Origin of the sequence: Streptomyces sp. NPDC048696 (assembly GCF_043198895.1) — a bacterium.
Taxonomy (GTDB): domain Bacteria; phylum Actinomycetota; class Actinomycetes; order Streptomycetales; family Streptomycetaceae; genus Streptomyces.
Genome location: NZ_JBICVJ010000027.1, coordinates 1 through 16,633, shown reverse-complemented (window position 1 = coordinate 16,633; position 16,633 = coordinate 1). Strand labels below are relative to the sequence as shown.

16 protein-coding genes are annotated in these 16,633 nt (G+C 72.8%); 10 read left to right on the top strand and 6 right to left on the bottom strand.

Annotated features, from left to right (window positions below; genetic code table 11):
- Positions 1 to 30 precede the first annotated feature (30 nt).
- Together ACGFRG_RS34440 and ACGFRG_RS34435 are read right to left on the bottom strand one after the other, a co-directional pair.
- Positions 31 to 1,926, bottom strand: coding sequence for an AAA family ATPase (locus ACGFRG_RS34440; RefSeq protein ID WP_361428385.1), 1,896 nt, complete (start codon positions 1,924 to 1,926; stop codon positions 31 to 33).
- Between the two features lie 348 nt (positions 1,927 to 2,274).
- Complete coding sequence (locus ACGFRG_RS34435; RefSeq protein ID WP_361428273.1) at positions 2,275 to 2,904, bottom strand: hypothetical protein; 630 nt, start codon at positions 2,902 to 2,904, stop codon at positions 2,275 to 2,277.
- Positions 2,905 to 3,080: 176 nt separating this feature from the next.
- Here ACGFRG_RS34435 and ACGFRG_RS34430 point away from each other — a divergent pair, with 176 nt between their 5' ends.
- Both ACGFRG_RS34430 and ACGFRG_RS34425 read left to right on the top strand, forming a co-directional pair.
- Positions 3,081 to 4,460 (top strand): peptidase C39 family protein, encoded by a 1,380-nt coding sequence (locus ACGFRG_RS34430; RefSeq protein WP_361428275.1) that lies wholly within the window; start codon positions 3,081 to 3,083, stop codon positions 4,458 to 4,460.
- A 129-nt stretch (positions 4,461 to 4,589) separates the two neighbouring features.
- Positions 4,590 to 4,754 carry an SCO1431 family membrane protein gene (locus ACGFRG_RS34425; RefSeq protein WP_361428277.1) on the top strand — a complete coding sequence of 55 codons (165 nt, stop codon included), beginning with the start codon at positions 4,590 to 4,592 and terminating at the stop codon, positions 4,752 to 4,754.
- Here ACGFRG_RS34425 and ACGFRG_RS34420 read toward each other — a convergent pair.
- From ACGFRG_RS34420 to ACGFRG_RS34410, 3 genes are read right to left on the bottom strand one after another with little or no spacing between them, the layout of a single operon-like run.
- Complete coding sequence (locus ACGFRG_RS34420) at positions 4,732 to 5,619, bottom strand: hypothetical protein (protein WP_393270403.1); 888 nt, start codon at positions 5,617 to 5,619, stop codon at positions 4,732 to 4,734. The two genes, ACGFRG_RS34425 and ACGFRG_RS34420, sit on opposite strands and share 23 nt — an antisense overlap.
- A 15-nt stretch (positions 5,620 to 5,634) precedes the next feature.
- Positions 5,635 to 6,555, bottom strand: coding sequence for a DUF6114 domain-containing protein (locus ACGFRG_RS34415; protein ID WP_361428281.1), 921 nt, complete (start codon positions 6,553 to 6,555; stop codon positions 5,635 to 5,637).
- Entirely contained in the window at positions 6,546 to 7,094 is a 549-nt protein-coding gene (locus tag ACGFRG_RS34410; protein WP_361428387.1) for a DUF6230 family protein, read from the bottom strand. The genes ACGFRG_RS34415 and ACGFRG_RS34410 overlap by 10 nt, the downstream gene beginning before the upstream one ends.
- Before the next feature lie 166 nt (positions 7,095 to 7,260).
- Here ACGFRG_RS34410 and ACGFRG_RS34405 point away from each other — a divergent pair, with 166 nt between their 5' ends.
- The 4 genes from ACGFRG_RS34405 (at position 7,261) to ACGFRG_RS34390 (ending at position 11,825) form a co-directional block, all read left to right on the top strand.
- Positions 7,261 to 7,887, top strand: a complete 627-nt coding sequence (locus ACGFRG_RS34405; RefSeq protein ID WP_361428283.1) for a TetR/AcrR family transcriptional regulator — start codon at positions 7,261 to 7,263, stop codon at positions 7,885 to 7,887.
- Between the two features lie 281 nt (positions 7,888 to 8,168).
- On the top strand, positions 8,169 to 9,341 hold the full coding sequence (locus ACGFRG_RS34400; RefSeq protein ID WP_361428285.1) for an acyl-CoA dehydrogenase family protein: 1,173 nt from the start codon (positions 8,169 to 8,171) through the stop codon (positions 9,339 to 9,341).
- Positions 9,342 to 9,561: 220 nt separating this feature from the next.
- On the top strand, positions 9,562 to 10,683 hold the full coding sequence (locus tag ACGFRG_RS34395) for a hypothetical protein (RefSeq protein WP_361428287.1): 1,122 nt from the start codon (positions 9,562 to 9,564) through the stop codon (positions 10,681 to 10,683).
- Between the two features lie 47 nt (positions 10,684 to 10,730).
- On the top strand, positions 10,731 to 11,825 hold the full coding sequence (locus ACGFRG_RS34390; RefSeq protein ID WP_361428289.1) for a phosphotransferase family protein: 1,095 nt from the start codon (positions 10,731 to 10,733) through the stop codon (positions 11,823 to 11,825).
- Positions 11,826 to 11,830: 5 nt separating this feature from the next.
- Here the strand turns inward: ACGFRG_RS34390 and ACGFRG_RS34385 are convergent, their stop codons facing one another.
- A complete protein-coding gene (locus ACGFRG_RS34385) occupies positions 11,831 to 12,259 on the bottom strand; it encodes a hypothetical protein (protein WP_393270397.1) in 429 nt (142 codons plus the stop codon).
- Between the two features lie 204 nt (positions 12,260 to 12,463).
- On the opposite strand from ACGFRG_RS34385, the gene ACGFRG_RS34380 reads away from it, so the two are divergent.
- The 4 genes from ACGFRG_RS34380 (at position 12,464) to fxsA (ending at position 16,478) form a co-directional block, all read left to right on the top strand.
- Positions 12,464 to 12,904 (top strand): Lrp/AsnC family transcriptional regulator, encoded by a 441-nt coding sequence (locus ACGFRG_RS34380; RefSeq protein ID WP_361428293.1) that lies wholly within the window; start codon positions 12,464 to 12,466, stop codon positions 12,902 to 12,904.
- Between the two features lie 9 nt (positions 12,905 to 12,913).
- Positions 12,914 to 14,593, top strand: a complete 1,680-nt coding sequence (locus tag ACGFRG_RS34375; protein ID WP_393270395.1) for an amidohydrolase — start codon at positions 12,914 to 12,916, stop codon at positions 14,591 to 14,593.
- Between the two features lie 416 nt (positions 14,594 to 15,009).
- Positions 15,010 to 15,777, top strand: coding sequence for a polyprenol monophosphomannose synthase (locus ACGFRG_RS34370; protein WP_393270392.1), 768 nt, complete (start codon positions 15,010 to 15,012; stop codon positions 15,775 to 15,777).
- Positions 15,778 to 15,890: 113 nt separating this feature from the next.
- On the top strand, positions 15,891 to 16,478 hold the full coding sequence (fxsA, locus tag ACGFRG_RS34365) for an FxsA family membrane protein (protein WP_361428299.1): 588 nt from the start codon (positions 15,891 to 15,893) through the stop codon (positions 16,476 to 16,478).
- The last annotated feature ends 155 nt before the right edge of the window (positions 16,479 to 16,633 follow it).

Genomic DNA, 16,633 nt, shown 5'->3' with positions numbered 1-16,633 from the left:
CCGGAAGGTTTCGGGAAGGGGTGGGGGACGCTACAGCGGGTCCACCGGCCCGGCCCGGCCCGAGAGGACCTCGCCGTACGCCTGCATCAGGTCCGGGAGCCGCAAGGTCGACAGGTCGTCGCGGTCGGGCGTGCTCGGGTACATCGAGAGCCGCAGGTCCCGGTACGCGCAGCTCTTCTCGTACAGCGTGCGCAGGAAGCGGCCGTTGCCCAGCTCGTCGATCCAGCCCTGGTCGACCACGTGCCCGCTGATCGACCGCAGCTCGTCCAGCGCCTCCTCGTCCCACACGTCCCCGTTCTCCGCCGCGAGCACCTCGCCGATCGAGGTCAGCTCCAGGGGGCGGTAGGAGGGGAAGTCCACCCGGGTGGTGAAGCGGGACGACAGGCCCGGGTTGGCGGCGAGCAGGCGGTCCATGCCCTCGGGGTAGCCGGCGAGGATCACCACGAGGTGGTCGCGGTTGTCCTCGGCCCGCTTGAGCAGCACCTGAAGCGCCTCGTCGCCGTACGCGTCGCCCTTGCTGTAGCCCGAGTTGGACAGGCTGTACGCCTCGTCCACGAAGAGCACCCCGCCGAGCGCCGAGTCGATCAGTTCATTGGCCTTCACGGCCGTCTGGCCCAGGAACTCGCCCACCAGATCGGACCGTTGGGCCTCCACCAGATGGTCGCCGCCGAGCAGGCCCAGCGCGTAGAAGACCCGGCCCAGAATGCGCGCGACGGTCGTCTTGCCGGTGCCAGAGGGGCCGGAGAAAACAAAGTGACGTTTCGGCGGCTGTACGGGCAGACCCTGCCCGACCCGCAGCCGCGCCATGTTGAGCTGCGCCGACAGCGCCTTCACCTGACGCTTGACCGGCTCAAGGCCCACCATCCGCTCCAGCTCGGCCAGGGCCTGCGCGAGCAGCGCCGAGTCCGTCGGGCCGGTCGGCACCGGCGACGGCGCGGGCTGGGCCGGGATGCCCGGCTTCTCCCGTACGCCGTCGGGCCTCGGCGGCACCCCGGCCGGGCCCCCGAGCGGCACGCGGACCTCGCGGCCCTCCGGCGGCTCGAGACCCGGCGCCGCCTCGCTCTCGGCCGGGCCGCCGTCGGCGATGCTGTCCTGGCCGAGCCCTGCCAGCGAGACGGCCGCGAGATCGGCCGGGTCGTCGGGGCCGTACGCGCCGTCGAGCCCGTCCGACTCGGTGATCGCGGCCAGCCGCGCCGAGGTGTCCATGAACGCCGGGTCGACCCGGTGCACGGCCCGGTACAGCGGCAGCGCGGCCGCCGAGCGGCCGGTGCCCTCATGGGCCCGGGCCAGCCAGTACCGCAGCTCCTTGCGCTGCGGCTGTTCGCTGCGGCAGCGCATCAGGGCCGCCGAGAGCAGCGGCTCGGCCTGACCGAACATCTCCAGGCGCACCCGGGCCATCCCGCCGAACAGCCCGGCCTCGATCCCGAGCAGCGGATCGCCGAGCAACGGCTCGGTGTGGCGCACCAGTTGGTCCCAGTCCTTGACGAGGTAGGCGCGGCACGCGTGCAGAAAGCGGACCTGCGGGTCGGCGTCGACCGGCGGCAGTCCGGCCAGGGCCCGGTCCAGCTCCGGCACATGGCGCCCGTCCAGCCAGTGCGAGGCGTGCGCGAGCAGCAGATCGCGCGGGCTCTCAAGCACCGGCTGGACCCACCAGCCCAGCCAGTACCAGGAGTTGAGGGTCCGTCGGTAGCGGGCGCGCTGTTCGCCGAAACGTTCTCTGTGGCGGTACATGCGCAGCAGCGCCGTGGTGGTGTCCACCCGCAGCGCGTGCAGTCCCAGCCAGCCGTCCACCATGCCCGGGTCCATCCGCACCGCGGTCCGGAACTCCTCCTCGGCCTGCGGATACGCGCCCATGGTGTACGCGTCGATGCCCCGCAGCCAGGCGAGATCGGCCGGGGCGTGCGAGCCCTGCGTGCCGAAGTCCATCACGTCCCCCACCACCGTGCCCCCGTGCTGAACCGCCAATTCACAGAAGGGAATTGACGGGAATTGACCGCACCAGGTGCATCGTACCCGCGAGGGGGCCCCGGACCGAAGGGTGCGGAGAGGCGAGCGGCAGCACGACATGGCCGGTGACCGAGGGTGAGCGAAATGCGCGGCTGCGGCGCGATCAAGAGCCCGTAACGGGCAGAACGAAGCCCCCGATCACGGGGGAACAACCGGGGGCTTCGCGTCTGCGGCGGCTCCGGAAAGCCGCACATTCAGAACGTAAGACCTGTACGGCCCCCGGGTCAAGCGGAGTTGAGCCTCTGGGAGGGGCGGTTTTCCGACGGTTCAGCGGGGTGGGGGGAGGTCATCACCGTCCGTGACGGAACGGTGTGCGGTGGGTGCGGAATCACGCCTCTGGCGCCACTCGTATCCCTCCTGACACTGACGCACCACAACATCCGCATACGGACGGGACGGATCCGCAGCGAAATGGCGCATCTCCGCCGCCGTCCACTGGTCCCAGAAGCCGGAAAGAGCCGTTCCGTCCCTCTGGCGGCCGCGTTCCCAGGACGCCTCGGCGTCCATTTCCATCCACAGCAGCAGCGCCAGCCACGGCCGCACCGCCCGTCGGCCCGCGCCCACGCCCTCGATCACGACCACCGGCGCGGGCTCCAAAGGAGTGGGCTCCCCGAAGCGGCGCGCATGCCAGTCGTATACGGAGATCCGCCCGGCCCGCCCCCGCGCGAAGGGGTCGAGCACCTGATCGCGCAGTCGCCGCGTCCAGGCGAAGAACTCCTCGTGCGTGGCGAGGTCGTCCAGATGCACCACCGGCGCCCCGCCGAGGGCCGAGGCGAGCCGCGCGGCGAAGGTGGACTTGCCGGAGCCCGCGTGGCCGTCGACGCCGATCAGCCGGACCGGGCCGCACGAGGGCGCCGAGGCGCGCACCAGGGCCGCGATCGCGTCGAGTTCTGCCATGCCCCCACCCTAGATCCACAGATCCACGTCGGCGCCGCAGGTCACGCCAGTGGTCCAGACCCATATTCGGTGGTGCGGCGCGGTGCGCGTCACTGGCAGAAGTCGGCCGGGACCCGCGATAGTTGGCCCACTGTCGTGCGCCCACCGCCCCATCCTTTTGACCGGGGGTCCCGATCATGACCAGTTCCACCTCGCGCAGAACCGTTCTGGCCGCCGCGCTGGCGGCGGCCGCGGGCACCGCCGTCCCGGCCTCGGCGGCGGCCGCCGCCCCACCGGCCGCGCGGCCCGCCGCGAGCCGCCCCTCGAAAGGCGTCCCCTCGCTGGTGGACAACCGCGCCTGGACCTCGTACCCCGACTGGCGCTCCGGCCGGGGGGAGGGCACCCGGGCCGTGCCGGGCCACCGGCCCGGCCTGGTCATCGCCCGCCCGGCGGGCCGCACCGACTACACCGACCCGCACACCAAGAAGACGTCCACCTGGGAGTACGCCACCTGGACCTCGCCGGTGCACCGCTCGGCCGTCCCGGCCACCGAGGTCATCGCGCACTGGAACGCCCACACCCCGGCCGGCACCTGGCTCCAGGTCGAGCTCCTGGGCACGTACTCCGACGCCACCGCGACCCCCGCGTACGTCATGGGCCGCTGGACGGCGGGCGACGGCGACGCCGACATCCGGCGGACCTCGGTGGACGGCCAGAGCGACGGCAGGAGCACGATCTACACGGACACCTTCTCCATCGACAACGCGGCGAGCGGCCTGCGCCTGGCCTCCTACCGGCTGCGCCTCACGCTCTACCGCACCCCCGGCACCCGCCTCACCCCGACGGTGTGGCGGCTCGGCGCGATGGCCTCGGACGTCCCGGACCGCTTCACCGTGCCCGCCTCGACCCCGTCGTACGCGGGCGAGCTGATCGTGCCGCGCTACTCGCAGGAGATCCACAAGGGGCAGTACCCGCAGTACGACAACGGCGGCGAGGCCTGGTGCAGCCCCACCTCCTCGCAGATGATCATCGAGTACTGGGGGCGCGGGCCCACCCCGGCCGACCTCGCCTGGGTCGACCCCTCCTTCGCGGATCCCCAGGTCTGCCAGGCGGCCCGGTTCACCTACGACTACCAGTACCAGGGCTGCGGCAACTGGCCCTTCAACGCCGCGTACGCCACGACCTACCGCGACATGAGCGCCGTCGTGACCCGGCTGGGCTCGCTGAACGACCTGGAGACGCTGATCCGGGCGGGTGTCGCGGCCATCACGTCCCAGTCGTTCCTCAAGACCGAACTCACCGGCGCCGGTTACGGCACCTCCGGCCACCTGATGACGGTCATCGGCTTCACACCGCACGGCGACGTCATCGCCAACGACCCCGCCTCGCCCAGCGACCCGGCCGTGCGCCGCGTCTATCGGCGGCGCGAGTGGGAGAACATCTGGCTGCGGACCAAGCGGTACAACGCGAGCGGCAAGGTCGTCTCGGGGACGGGCGGCGTCTGCTATCTGTACTGGCCCGCGCATCCGGGCACGCACGTCCGCAGGGCGCTCGCTTCGGTGGGCGTACGGGCCTGAGCGGGGATCCGCGAAGCCGCGCGACCCCAGGGCAGTGACCAACGTCTCTACCCCGGGGACCCCAATCGCTGGCACCCTGAACAGATCACCGGGGGGACCATCCGCTGTCAGACGACCGAGTGAGTTCCCATGACCCTGCCTGCGACCACCGCCGACGACCCGCGTGCCCTGGCCGAGCTCCGGGCCCGCACCGGCGGCCCCCAGGACGACGGCCCCCGCCTCCTGGAGCATGCGCTCGGCTGGACCCTCGTCGTGGTCCTGGCGATGCTGGTCACCCAGGTCGGGCTGCTGTGACCGGGAGGCCGGCCTTCCAGTGCCGGCCCGGGACGCCCACCAGGCCGTAGAGCCACCGCACCGGCGAGCGCCGGGCGAGCAGCGCCACACCCGCCAGCACCGCGAAGACCGGCAGGCCCACGGCCCACCCCGCCAGGTGGACGAGAACGGCGGCGCCCAGAGCGCCCGCGAACGGCAGTCCGTAGACCCCGGCGGCCGCGATGCCCACCGCCACCGCCCGCGGCACCTTGCGGTCCTCGTCGGCGCCCGGCAGCTGCCAGCCCTCGGCGAGCCAGCCGATCTCGGTCAGGAACAGGGTGCCGAGCACGGCCGAGCCGAGGACGAGCAGGGCGAGGAACGTCCCCGAGGTCGCGAAGCGCAGCACGTTGTCGACCACGCTGTCCTTCGGCCAGTCGCGGTAGGCGCGGACGCTGGTGGTGAGCGTTCTGCGGTAGCCGTTGCCGTCCCAGCCGTGGATCAGCGTTCCGAACAGCAGGAAGTGTCCGCCGACGCTCTGGAGGTACGCCCAGTAGCCCGCGCCGACCAGGACCAGGAGCTGGGCCGCGAGGAACCCGAGCAGGGTGGCGACGACGACGCCCGCCGAGTAGAAGAGCGCGAATCCGGCCCAGACGCCGCCGTGGTCGGCGGCCACCTGCATGGTCGCCCAGGACGGGTCGCGCCACAGCATGAACAGGCCGCTCGGGACGAGCAGCACCGCCGCGTAGAGCAGCGTGAGCGCGAGATACGGGTTGGCGGCGCGGCTGCGGGTGCGGACCCCCTCCCCGTACACCGAGCGCTCCCACCACTGGAGCTGGCGGCCCGCCGAGACGGCGAAGGCCGCGCCCGTGCCGTACGCCCAGAAGAGGGCCGCCTGGATCTGGATCATCGTCCCTCCCGTCTCTCAAGAAGCCGTCAGCTTGAGTCCGCCCGCGACGATCGAGTCGGACGTGACCAGCGCCTGCTCGGCCCGTACGTCGGTCATGAAGACGAAGGGTGGCACGACCGGTGGCACCGGCAGCCTGTCCGGGGTGAAGGTGAGGCAGAGGACGCCTTCGAGGCAGCCGCTGAACCTGGTGAGGTAGAGCGTCACGTTGCCGCTGAGGTCCAACGAGTCGGCGCCCAGGGCGAGTTCGTCGTGGCCGTCGTGGGTTTTGAGGCGGTAGTCGGTGAGCGAGGCGGAGTTCATCTTCAGGACCATCACCTTGACCGGGCCGCCCGCGCTCGCCACCGTGCGCACCCCGGCGAGCAGGAAGCCGTTCGGCGCGAACAGGGTCGTGGTCACCGTCGGCGCGACGCGCGGCACCTCGGCGGTGCCGGGCGCGGCGGAGCGGGGTGCGGTGGCCGGGGCGCCGAGGGTCAGCAGCAGCGCCACCGGCAGCGCGGCCGCGAGGGTGCGCGTGCCGCGCCCGTCCACCGCCCGGGGGACCTCCGGCTCGCGCACCGGCGTCCAGCCGAACCCCATGGCGCTGCCGATGATGCCGAGCCCCATCCCGACCAGGAAGCCGCCCAGATTGGTCGCGACGAACGAGAGCACCGACAGGAGCAGCGCGTTGATCGAGACGTAGTGCCGGGTGTGCGGCAGGAACCAGAGGAAGAGTCCGGCGACGATCAGCGCGAGCCCGATGCCGATGGCCGCGATCCCGCCGAGACCGAGGCTGACCAGGATCGTCAGCGGCGACAGCGGAACGAGCAGCAGCTCCGCGCCGCCCAGGATCAGCAGCAGCCCGGCCCAGAAGGGGCGGGTGCGCCGCCAGCGTCTGGCGAGGCGGCGGGCGTCCGGCAGCGGCAGCCTCCGGTCCAGCCACCCCTCGCTCAGAAGCACTGCTTGCCGCCGATGCTCACACCGACCCGCATGCCCTTCAGCCGGAAGTTCCCGCCGGTCGCGGACCAGGCGTGCGAGCGCACCCCGGCGACCTCGATGTCCCCGGCCTGGAGGCCGAACTTCCCCTTCTCGCCGTGGACGCCGGGCACCCGGTCGAGCGCCGAGGCGTCCCGGCCGATCTCGGCGGTGCCGAAGCGGGCGTCCCCGACCAGGTCCTCGCCGTCGATGACCAGGTCGCTGGCGGTCACCTCGCCCGCGTCGCCGCCCGCCGTCAGTTTGAAGACGACCGTGCCGAGCGGGGTCTTGACCTGGGCGGACTGGCAGATGTCACTGAGTCTGGCGTCGCCGATGCCGAGCAGCGCCACCGGGTGGCCCTTGCCGTCGACGGATCTGTCGGTCTGTACGTACGAGGCGAGGCCCTGGCTGGTGAGCTTGCCCGACGACACCTGGAAGCTGGTGCCGGAGACCGCGAACGAGGCGGCCAGCGCGCCCTCGGCCATCACATTGGCCATGATCCCGACCGCGAGAACCGCCGGCATCGCCACCAGCGCGGTCTTCTTCCAGGCGGTTCTTCCCTCGGCCAACGGCCGCCTGTCTGCCCTCACTTGATCCTCCCGTATCCGTCGTCCAGCGGTGCAGGGGGAGTGCGTACGCAGGTCTGCCATACTGCGGAGATCCTGTGGCAGTTGGAGACTAGGGCCGAATTTGAATAATAGTCAACAGCGAGGCGCGACCGAGAGATCCCAGGTCCGTCGCTCCGAACTCATCGCAACGGGCCGGAAGTTGTTCGCCGACACCTCGTACGACGCCTTGTCGATGGACGACATCGCCAAGCACGCGGGGGTCGCCAAGGGCCTGATCTACTACTACTTCAAAAGCAAACGCGGCTATTACCTGGCCATCGTCGAGGACTCGGTGGCCGACCTGGTCGCCCGGGCCGCGAGCGACACCGAGCTGCCGCGCGCCGACCGCGTCCGGCGCACGATGGAGGGGTATCTGCTCTACGCCGAGCACCATCAGGCCGCGTACCGCACCATCGTCACCGGCGGCGTCGGCTTCGACACCCAGGTGCAGGCGATACGCGACGCCGTGCGCGCGGAGCTGATCGCGACCATCGCGGAGGGCGCGTACGGCAGACGGGACATCCCCGTGCTCGCCCGGCTCGCACTGCTCGGCTGGATGGGGTGCGTGGAGAGCGTGACCCTGGAGTGGCTGGGCTCGCTGGAGCCCGGTCGCGAGACCGTGCGCGAGCTGCTCGTGCGGATGCTGCGGCAGACCCTGGACACGATCGGCGAGTTCGAACCGAGCTGCCCGTCGCCCGAGCCGGGCTGACGAGAGCAGGGACGGGGCGGCCGGGCCACCGGGTCGGCCGCCCCTCCGTGGGACCCGTCCGCCGCCCGGCTCGCACCCCGTACGGCCCATGCCTAAACGTGATCTTGGACCCCGTGACGGGACGCGTCCGATCGGGCATACTCACAGCGCCACGGCCACCAACCTGCGGCTTCCGTGATCCGGGAGGGTAGGTATCGGCTGTTCGGCAGAGTCACCCGGCGGCGCCGCCACACCCTGCGCGCGCGACCGTCGAAGCGCCCGACAGGGAGGAGAGCGCCGCCATGCCCGACCGCGCCCCGCAGCCGGTGGACCGACAGCTGCCCACCGAGGAGGCCCGCGACCTCGTCGCGCTCGTCCGCGACATAGTCCAGCGGGAGATCGCTCCGCACGCCGCCGAGCAGGAGGACGCCGGTGCCTTTCCGCGCGAGGTCTTCTCGCTGCTCTCCGAGTCCGGGCTGCTCGGCCTCCCGTACGACTCCGCGTTCGGCGGCGGGGACCAGCCGTACGAGGTGTACCTCCAGGTCCTCGAAGAGCTCGCCGCCGCGCGCCTGACCGTGGGCCTCGGCGTCAGCGTCCACTCGCTGGCGTGCCACGCGCTGGCGGGCTACGGCACCAAGCAGCAGCAGGCGGATCACCTGCCCGCGATGCTCGGCGGCGGCCTGCTCGGCGCCTACTGCCTCTCCGAGCCGTCCTCCGGCTCCGACGCGGCCTCGCTGCGCACCAAGGCCGTCAGAGATGGCGACGACTGGGTGATCACCGGCACCAAGGCCTGGATCACGCACGGCGGCATCGCCGACTTCTACACCGTCCTCGCCCGCACCGGCAGCGAGGGCTCCAAGGGCATCACCGCCTTCCTTGTCCCCGGCGACGCCGAGGGCCTGACGGCCGCCGCGCCCGAGAAGAAGATGGGCATGAAGGGCTCGCCCACCGCCCAGCTGCACTTCGACGGCGTACGGGTGCCGGACAGCCGCCGCATCGGCGAGGAGGGCCAGGGCTTCGCGATCGCGCTCTCCGCGCTCGACTCGGGCCGCCTCGGGATCGCCGCCTGCGCCATCGGCGTCGCCCAGGCCGCTCTCGACGAGGCGCTGGCGTACGCGACCGGACGCCAGCAGTTCGGCCGGCCGATCGCCGACTTCCAGGGCCTGCGGTTCATGCTCGCGGACATGGCCACCCAGATCGAGGCGGGCCGGGCGCTGTATCTGGCGGCGGCGCGGCTGCGGGACGCCGGACGGCCGTTCTCGCGGCAGGCCGCGATGGCCAAGCTGTTCTGCACGGACGCGGCGATGAAGGTCACCACCGACGCCGTCCAGGTGCTCGGCGGCTACGGCTACACCGCCGACTTCCCGGTCGAGCGCCTGATGCGCGAGGCCAAGGTCCTCCAGATCGTCGAGGGCACCAACCAGATCCAGCGCATGGTCATCGCCCGCCACCTCGCGGGCCCCGAGTCCCGCTAGGGCCTGTCCGGTGGATCTGGCCGCCTTCGGTGCGGGTCGCCGTTTCGGTGCTGGTGAACGGGGGGCAGATGCGCGTGCCAGGCGCGCGCGTCCCAGGCAAGATCCACCGGACAGGCCCTGACCCCCGCCGGGACCGGGAAGCGCGCTTCCCGGTCCACGGGGGCTGGTTTTTCACGGCGTCTGACGTACCGTCAGCTTCCTGTCGTCCAGGAGGTCAACCGTGTCCCAGGACCGTCCGATCGCGCTCGACGAATACCCGATCCACCAGGTCCCGCTCTCGCTGAAACACGTCGCCACCGGCGACCGCAACGCCTACGACCGCTGCATCTTCCACGTCTTCGACCACCACGGCCGCGCGCTGCTGATCGCCGGGCTCGGCGTCTACCCCAACACCGGGGTCATCGACGCCTACGCGACCCTGCGCCTGGGCGGGCGGCTGCACGCCGTACGGGCCTCGGACGCGCTCACCGACGACCGGATGAACCTCTCGGTCGGCCCGCTGCGCATCACCGTCGACGAGCCGCTGAGCCGCCTCACCCTGCACTGCGCCGCCGACCCGGCCGACCCCGACTCGCTGTCGTACGAGATCAGTTGGCAGGCCGACTTCCCGGCCGTGTGGGAGCCGCACCACGTCCAGCGCCGGGGCGACCGGCTCACCCTGGAAGGGCGCCGGTTCGTCCAGGCGGGCCGCTGCGCCGGGGTCGTCCGGGTCGCGGGCGAGGAGATATCCGTCACCGCGGGGGAGTGGACCGGCACCCGGGACCGCAGCTGGGGGGTGCGGCCGATCCCGGGCGAGGACGCCGGGCGCGGCGAGGAGTACCGGCCCGAGGGGTTCCACTGGCTCTGGGTCCCGGTCCGCTTCGAGGACCGCTTCCTGATGGTGATCGCCCAGGAGGACGCCGACGGCTACCGCACCCTCAACGAGGCCGTCCTCGTGCGCGACGGCCATCCCGACGCCCAACTCGGCTGGCCCCGGGCCGACATCGTCTACCGCCCCGGCACCCGCCACCCCGAACGCGCGGCCGTCCATCTCACCGACGCCGCCGGCAAGCCGCTGGAACTCGGCGTCGAGGTCCTCACCTCGTCCCCGCTCGCGATCGGCGCCGGATATCCGCCCGCCGACGACTGGCAGCACGGCACCTGGCGGGGCCGGGCCTGGACCGACCGGCGGGTGTACGACCTCTCCGACCCGGCCGCCCACCCCATGGCGGCCTACGGGGTCACCGACCACGCCGCCCGCTTCACCCTGGAGGGGCGGACCGGTTACGGCATCTTCGAACACGGCAGCTTCGGCCGCCACGACCCCAGCGGCTTCACGGACTTCACGTCCGTCGCGCCCTGAACGCGCAGGTCCCGCCCCGAAGAGCCCCGCTTGAGAAGGGACACGCCATGGCCACGGCGCCACGCCCCCGCACCACCACGCGCGACCCCGACGCACTCGGCCGCAGGCTCACCGGCTGGCTCGACGCCAGGCTGCCCGGCGCCAAGGTCACGGACATCCAGGTGCCGTCCTCCAACGGCATGTCGAGCGAGACCCTGCTCTTCGGCCTCGACCACCCGCAGGCGCCGGTGCGGGCGTGCGCGTTGCGCCTCGCCGCCGACCCGGCCGCGTACTCCGTCTTCCCCGTCTACGACATGGCCCGCCAGCACCGGGTGATGCGGCTGGTCGCCGAGCACAGCGAGGTCCCGGTGCCGAGGGTGCTGTGGCTGGAAGAGGACCCCACGGCGCTGGGTGCGCCGTTCTTCGTGATGGAGCGCGCCGAGGGGCGCGTGCCGCCCGACGTCATGCCGTACACGTACGAGGGGAACTGGCTGCACCGCGCGAGCGACGCCGAGCGGGCGCGCCTGCAGGACGCCACGGTCCGCGTCCTCGCCCGGCTGCACGACCAGGTCCCGGCCGGGGCGGCCGCCTTCCTGCTGCCGCCCGGCGAGGGATCACCGCTGCGCCGCCATGTCGCGGACCAACAGGCGTACTACGCATGGGTGGTTGAGGGGCTGCCGCGCTCGCCCCTCATCGAGTCGGCCTTCTCCTGGCTCGACGCGCACTGGCCCGCCGACGAGGGCGCCGCGGTGCTCTGCTGGGGCGACGCGCGGATCGGCAACATCGTCTACGACGGCTTCGAGCCCGCCGCCGTACTCGACTGGGAGATGGCGGCGTTCGGCCCGCGCGAGCTCGACCTCGGCTGGACCGTCTACCTGCACCGCTTCTTCCAGGATCTGACGGTGAGTTTCGGCCAACCGGGGCTGCCGGACTTCCTGCGGCGCACCGACATCGAGGCGCGGTACGCCGAGCTGACCGGGCACACCCCGCGCGCGATGGAGTTCCACACGCTCTACGCCGCGCTGCGGCACGCGATCGTGATGCTCAGGATCGCCTACCGCCAGCTGCACTTCGGTGAGGTCCGGGTCCCCGACGACCCGGACGCACTGATCCTGCACCGGGCGAGCCTGGAGGCGATGGTGCGCGGCACGTACTGGAAGTGAGGTGCTCAGGCGGCGCGGCGCATCCCCGGGACGCGCATCGGGCGCGAGCCCGGGCCGCCGACGTGGGAGAACGGCTGGGTGCGCCAGTCCAGGGACTGGGGGAGCGTCAGGAGCAGCGCGGTGTCCTGCTCCTGGACGTCCAGGGAGGTGTCCGCGGGCCTGCTCTGCGCGGCCGGGCGGCCGGTCCCGGCGCACACGGTGAGGCCGAACGGGTTCCACGGGCTCGGGCACAGCGCGTGCTCCGGCAGGACGGTCTCGTCCGCGAGCAGCGCGATCGGCTGCGCGCAGTCCGGGCAGATCACCCGGAACATCTCCAGGGTGTCGTAGGCGTCCGCCGGCACCTCGTCGTCGAGTTCGTCCTCGACGGTGGGATCGACGGGCTCCGGACCGGTGCGTTCATCCGACACACGTCCGCCGCGCTTCATGTTCTGCATTGGGTTTCTCCCCCTCGGGTGGGCCGGCATGGGTGCCGTCGCCGCGACCACAGCAAGCAATTCCCGCCATGTCCCCGCCGTAACCGCGCGACCCCGCCACAGCCCCGTACAGCCCTGTGGTATTCGTCACATGCCGCCCGCAGGTGCCCCTTCCGGTTGTCGCCGACTGTGCCGGAGGGGACCTGGGGGAATAGGTTGATCCGTATGGAGGAGCTGGACCGTCAGATCGTGGATCTGCTCGTCAAGGACGGGCGGATGAGCTACACCGACCTGGGCAAGGCCACCGGCCTGTCCACCTCGGCGGTGCACCAGCGGGTACGCCGCCTGGAGCAGCGCGGAGTCATCCGCGGCTACGCGGCCGTCGTCGACCCGGAGGCGGTGGGGCTGCCGCTGACCGCGTTCATCTCGGTCAAGCCGTTCGACCCGAGCGCGCCCGACGACATCGCGGACCGCCTGGCGGGAGTGCCGGAACTGGAGGCGTGCCACAGCGTCGCGGGCGACGAGAACTACATCCTCAAGGTGCGCGTCGCCACGCCGCTGGAGCTGGAGCACCTGCTGACGCGCATCCGCACCCTGGCCGGAGTCTCCACCCGCACGACCGTCGTTCTCTCGACCCCGTACGAGGCACGGCCGCCGCGTATCTAGGCTGTTCCCATGAGTTCCGAGAGTGCCGCCGCCCTGCCGGCCCGAACCGTCGCCCCGCTGTCCGACCGCGAGGGCGAACACCGCACCGTGCTGCTGCGCGGCGGGGACGTCCACAGCCCGGCCGATCCGTTCGCCACCGCCATGGTCGTCGAGCGCGGGCATGTCGCCTGGGTCGGCTCGGAGGGCGCGGCCGACGCCTTCGCGTCCGGCGTCGACGAGGTGATCGACCTCGAAGGGGCCCTGGTCACCCCGGCGTTCACCGACGCGCATGTGCACACCACGGCCACCGGCTTGGCGCTCACCGGCCTGGACCTGTCGTCCGCCCGCACCCGCGCCGAAGCCCTTGCGGCGGTACGGGCGCACGCCGCGTCCCGGCCCGACGACGACGTCCTGCTCGGCCACGGCTGGGACGCCGCGCGCTGGCCCGAGCGGACGCCGCCCACCCGCGCCGAGCTCGACGAGGCCACCGGCGGGCGCCCGCTCTACCTGCCGCGCATCGACGTCCACTCGGCCGTCGCCACCACCGCGCTCCTGGACCGCGTCCCGAATGCCACCGCCCTCGACGGCTACCACCCCGACGCCCCGCTGACCGGCGCCGCCCACCACGCGGTACGGGCCGTCGCCCACGCCGCGCTCACCCCGCGCCAGCGCGAGGAGGCCCAGCGCGCCGCGCTGGCCCGGGCGGCCTCGCTCGGCATCGGCACGGTCCACGAGTGCGGCGGCCCCGAGATCTCCGACGAGGACGACTTCACCGCGCTCCTGAAGCTGGCCCGCGACGAGGCGGGCCCGCGCGTTTTCGGCTACTGGGCCGACCGCGTCACCGGCCCCAAGGACGCCGACCGCATCCGGGAGCTCGGCGCGATCGGCGCGGCCGGCGACCTGTTCGTCGACGGCGCCCTCGGCTCGCACACCGCCTGCCTGCACACCCCGTACGCCGACGCCGCCCACACCGGCACCGCCCACCTGGACGCGGCCGATGTGGCCGCGCATGTGGCGGCCTGCACCGAGGCGGGGCTCCAGGCCGGGTTCCACGCCATCGGGGACGCCGCCGTCACCGCCGTCGTCGAGGGCGTGCGCGCGGCCGCCGGCAAGGTGGGCCTGGCGCGTGTGCGGGCCGCCCGGCACCGCGTCGAGCACGCCGAGATGCTCACCCCCGAGACCGTCGCCGCCTTCGCCGAGCTCGGCCTGACCGCCTCCGTGCAGCCCGCCTTCGACGCGCTGTGGGGCGGTGAGGACGGCATGTACGCCCAGCGCCTGGGCGTAGAGCGGGCCCGCACCCTCAACCCGTACGCGGCCCTGCTGCGCGCCGGGGTGCCGCTCGCCTTCGGCTCCGACTCGCCGGTCACCCCGCTCGACCCCTGGGGCACCGTCCGCGCGGCCGCCTTCCACCGCACCCTGGAGCACCGCGTCTCGGTCCGGGCCGCCTTCACGGCCCACACCCGGGGCGGCTGGCGCGCGGTGGGCCGGGACGACGCGGGCACCCTGGTCCCGGGCGCGCCCGCCGACTACGCGGTGTGGCGCACGGACGAGCTCGTGGTGCAGGCCCCCGACGACCGGGTGGCGCGCTGGTCGACCGACCCGCGCTCGGGCACCCCGGGCCTGCCGGACCTCACGCCGGGCGCCGAGCTGCCCGTCTGTCTGCGCACGGTGGTGTTCGGACAAACGGTCTTCGTCCGGCCGAACGAGTGACGTAAGGACGGTTCGTACCGCCGACAGGCTGCCGTCCCGGCGCCGTCGCCACCTGCGGATCCTCCCTACTGACCTGGGGCTTCGTCTCGACACCGCAGGTCGCACGACTGTTGACAGGAAGCGGCCACCGGCCGGTAGGTTCGGCCGGGTCCACCGCAGGACGTCCGGTCGGCAGAAAGGTTTTCTGCCGCTCGGGGGGATCCCCCCTGCTCCGCTGGAGCACGGGGGAGGGTGCGACCCGGATGGGGCCCGGACGTTCAGTAGACAACGGCTCCAGTTCGGCCCGCAGCCAGCGGGTCCCAGGCCGGCCCGAAGGGCGCCGGGCCCCCATTCCGACACCCCGGGACCTCGCGGTGCACCGCCACCCGGACCGCTCGCTATGGTGGAGCCCTGCGTACGGACAATAAGGGGCAGCAGTGAACGACGGCGGTCAGAGGCGATACGGCCCGCTCGGCAGAGCCTTGGTGATCATCCCGACCTACAACGAGGCGGAGAACATCAAGCCGATCGTCTCCCGCGTCAGGGCGGCGGTCCCCGAGGCCCACGTCCTGATCGCCGACGACAACAGCCCCGACGGCACCGGCAAGATCGCCGACGAGCTGGCCGGCACGGACGAGAACGTCCACGTCCTGCACCGCAAGGGCAAGGAGGGGCTGGGCGCCGCCTACCTCGCGGGCTTCCGCTGGGGCGTGGACGAGGGCTACGGCGTCCTGGTGGAGATGGACGCCGACGGCTCGCACCAGCCCGAGGAGCTGCCCCGGCTGCTCACCGCGCTCAAGGGCGCCGACCTGGTCCTCGGCTCGCGCTGGGTGCCGGGCGGCCGGGTGGTGAACTGGCCCAAGTCCCGCGAGTTCCTCTCGCGCGGCGGCTCCACGTACTCCCGGCTGCTCCTGGGGGTCCCGATCCGTGACGTCACCGGCGGTTTCCGGGCGTTCAGGCGCGAGACCCTGGAGGGCCTCGGGCTCGACGAGGTGGCCTCGCAGGGCTACTGCTTCCAGGTCGACCTGGCCCGCCGGGCCATCGCCGCCGGGTACCACGTCGTCGAGGTGCCCATCACGTTCATGGAGCGCGAGTACGGCGACTCCAAGATGAGCAAGGACATCGTGGTCGAGGCGCTGTGGCGGGTCACGGCGTGGGGCGTCGGCGCCCGCGCCAACAAGATCCTGGGCCGCAAGCCCTCCTGATCGCCGCAGGCCTTCCTGACCCCGGACGGCGGCTCTCCCCGCGCGAACCTCGGTCCCGGAGCCCTGATCCCCCCTTTACGCCGTCCTGTCATGCTCCCAGGCACACTGGGAGCATGATGACCGGCACACCGCCCCCGACCGCGCCCAAGCGGTCCCGCGCCCGCACCCTGGTCCCGCTCGGGATCGCCGCCTGGCTCCTGGTGGAGATCTGGCTGCTGATGATGGTGGCGAGTGCCGCCGGCGGGCTGACGGTGCTGGCCCTGCTGGTCGGCGGCGCCGTGCTCGGCGGATACGTGATCAAGCGGGCCGGGCGCCGCGCCTTCAGCAGCCTCACCGAGCAGCTTCAGCAGCAGCAGTCCGGGGCGCCGGGCCCCGCGCCGAAGGCCGGGAGCGAGGGCAACGCGCTCACCATGCTGGGCGGCCTGCTGCTGATCGTCCCGGGGCTGATGTCCGACGTGCTCGGGCTGCTCTGCCTGATTCCGCCGGTGCGCAAGGCGGTCGGCCGCTTCGCCGAGCGCTCGCTGGAGAAGCGGATGCGCATGGCCGCGCCCGGCAGCCTCGGCGACGCTTTCACACAGGCCCGTATTCACCAGCCGGACGGCAAGGTGGTGCAGGGTGAGGTGATCCGCGACGACGCCGGGCCCACGTCGTCCCCCGGCGACCGTCGCGACCAGGGCGCGCGTCCGCCGCTTACGCCCTAGGGCCTGTCCGGTGGATCTGGCCTGGGACGCGGGGGGGGGGGGGGGGGGGGGGGGGGGGGCCCCCCCCCCCCGGGGGGGGGGGGGGGGCGGCCCCCCCCCGCGCCCCCCCCCCCCCCCACCCCCCCCCCCCCCCCACCCCCCCCCCCCCCCCCCCA

What these genes read in the sequence shown, in the direction of transcription:
- ACGFRG_RS34400 (WP_361428285.1), top strand. Translation starts at nt 8,169, where the DNA reads ATGCCCGACCGCGCCCCGCAGCCGGTGGACCGACAGCTGCCCACCGAG.
- ACGFRG_RS34435 (WP_361428273.1), bottom strand. Translation starts at nt 2,904, where the DNA reads ATGGCAGAACTCGACGCGATCGCGGCCCTGGTGCGCGCCTCGGCGCCC.
- ACGFRG_RS34420 (WP_393270403.1), bottom strand. Translation starts at nt 5,619, where the DNA reads ATGATCCAGATCCAGGCGGCCCTCTTCTGGGCGTACGGCACGGGCGCG.
- ACGFRG_RS34390 (WP_361428289.1), top strand. Translation starts at nt 10,731, where the DNA reads ATGGCCACGGCGCCACGCCCCCGCACCACCACGCGCGACCCCGACGCA.
- ACGFRG_RS34440 (WP_361428385.1), bottom strand. Translation starts at nt 1,926, where the DNA reads ATGGACTTCGGCACGCAGGGCTCGCACGCCCCGGCCGATCTCGCCTGG.
- ACGFRG_RS34375 (WP_393270395.1), top strand. Translation starts at nt 12,914, where the DNA reads ATGAGTTCCGAGAGTGCCGCCGCCCTGCCGGCCCGAACCGTCGCCCCG.
- ACGFRG_RS34410 (WP_361428387.1), bottom strand. Translation starts at nt 7,094, where the DNA reads ATGCCGGCGGTTCTCGCGGTCGGGATCATGGCCAATGTGATGGCCGAG.
- ACGFRG_RS34425 (WP_361428277.1), top strand. Translation starts at nt 4,590, where the DNA reads ATGACCCTGCCTGCGACCACCGCCGACGACCCGCGTGCCCTGGCCGAG.
- ACGFRG_RS34380 (WP_361428293.1), top strand. Translation starts at nt 12,464, where the DNA reads ATGGAGGAGCTGGACCGTCAGATCGTGGATCTGCTCGTCAAGGACGGG.
- ACGFRG_RS34430 (WP_361428275.1), top strand. Translation starts at nt 3,081, where the DNA reads ATGACCAGTTCCACCTCGCGCAGAACCGTTCTGGCCGCCGCGCTGGCG.
- fxsA (WP_361428299.1), top strand. Translation starts at nt 15,891, where the DNA reads ATGATGACCGGCACACCGCCCCCGACCGCGCCCAAGCGGTCCCGCGCC.
- ACGFRG_RS34385 (WP_393270397.1), bottom strand. Translation starts at nt 12,259, where the DNA reads ATGCAGAACATGAAGCGCGGCGGACGTGTGTCGGATGAACGCACCGGT.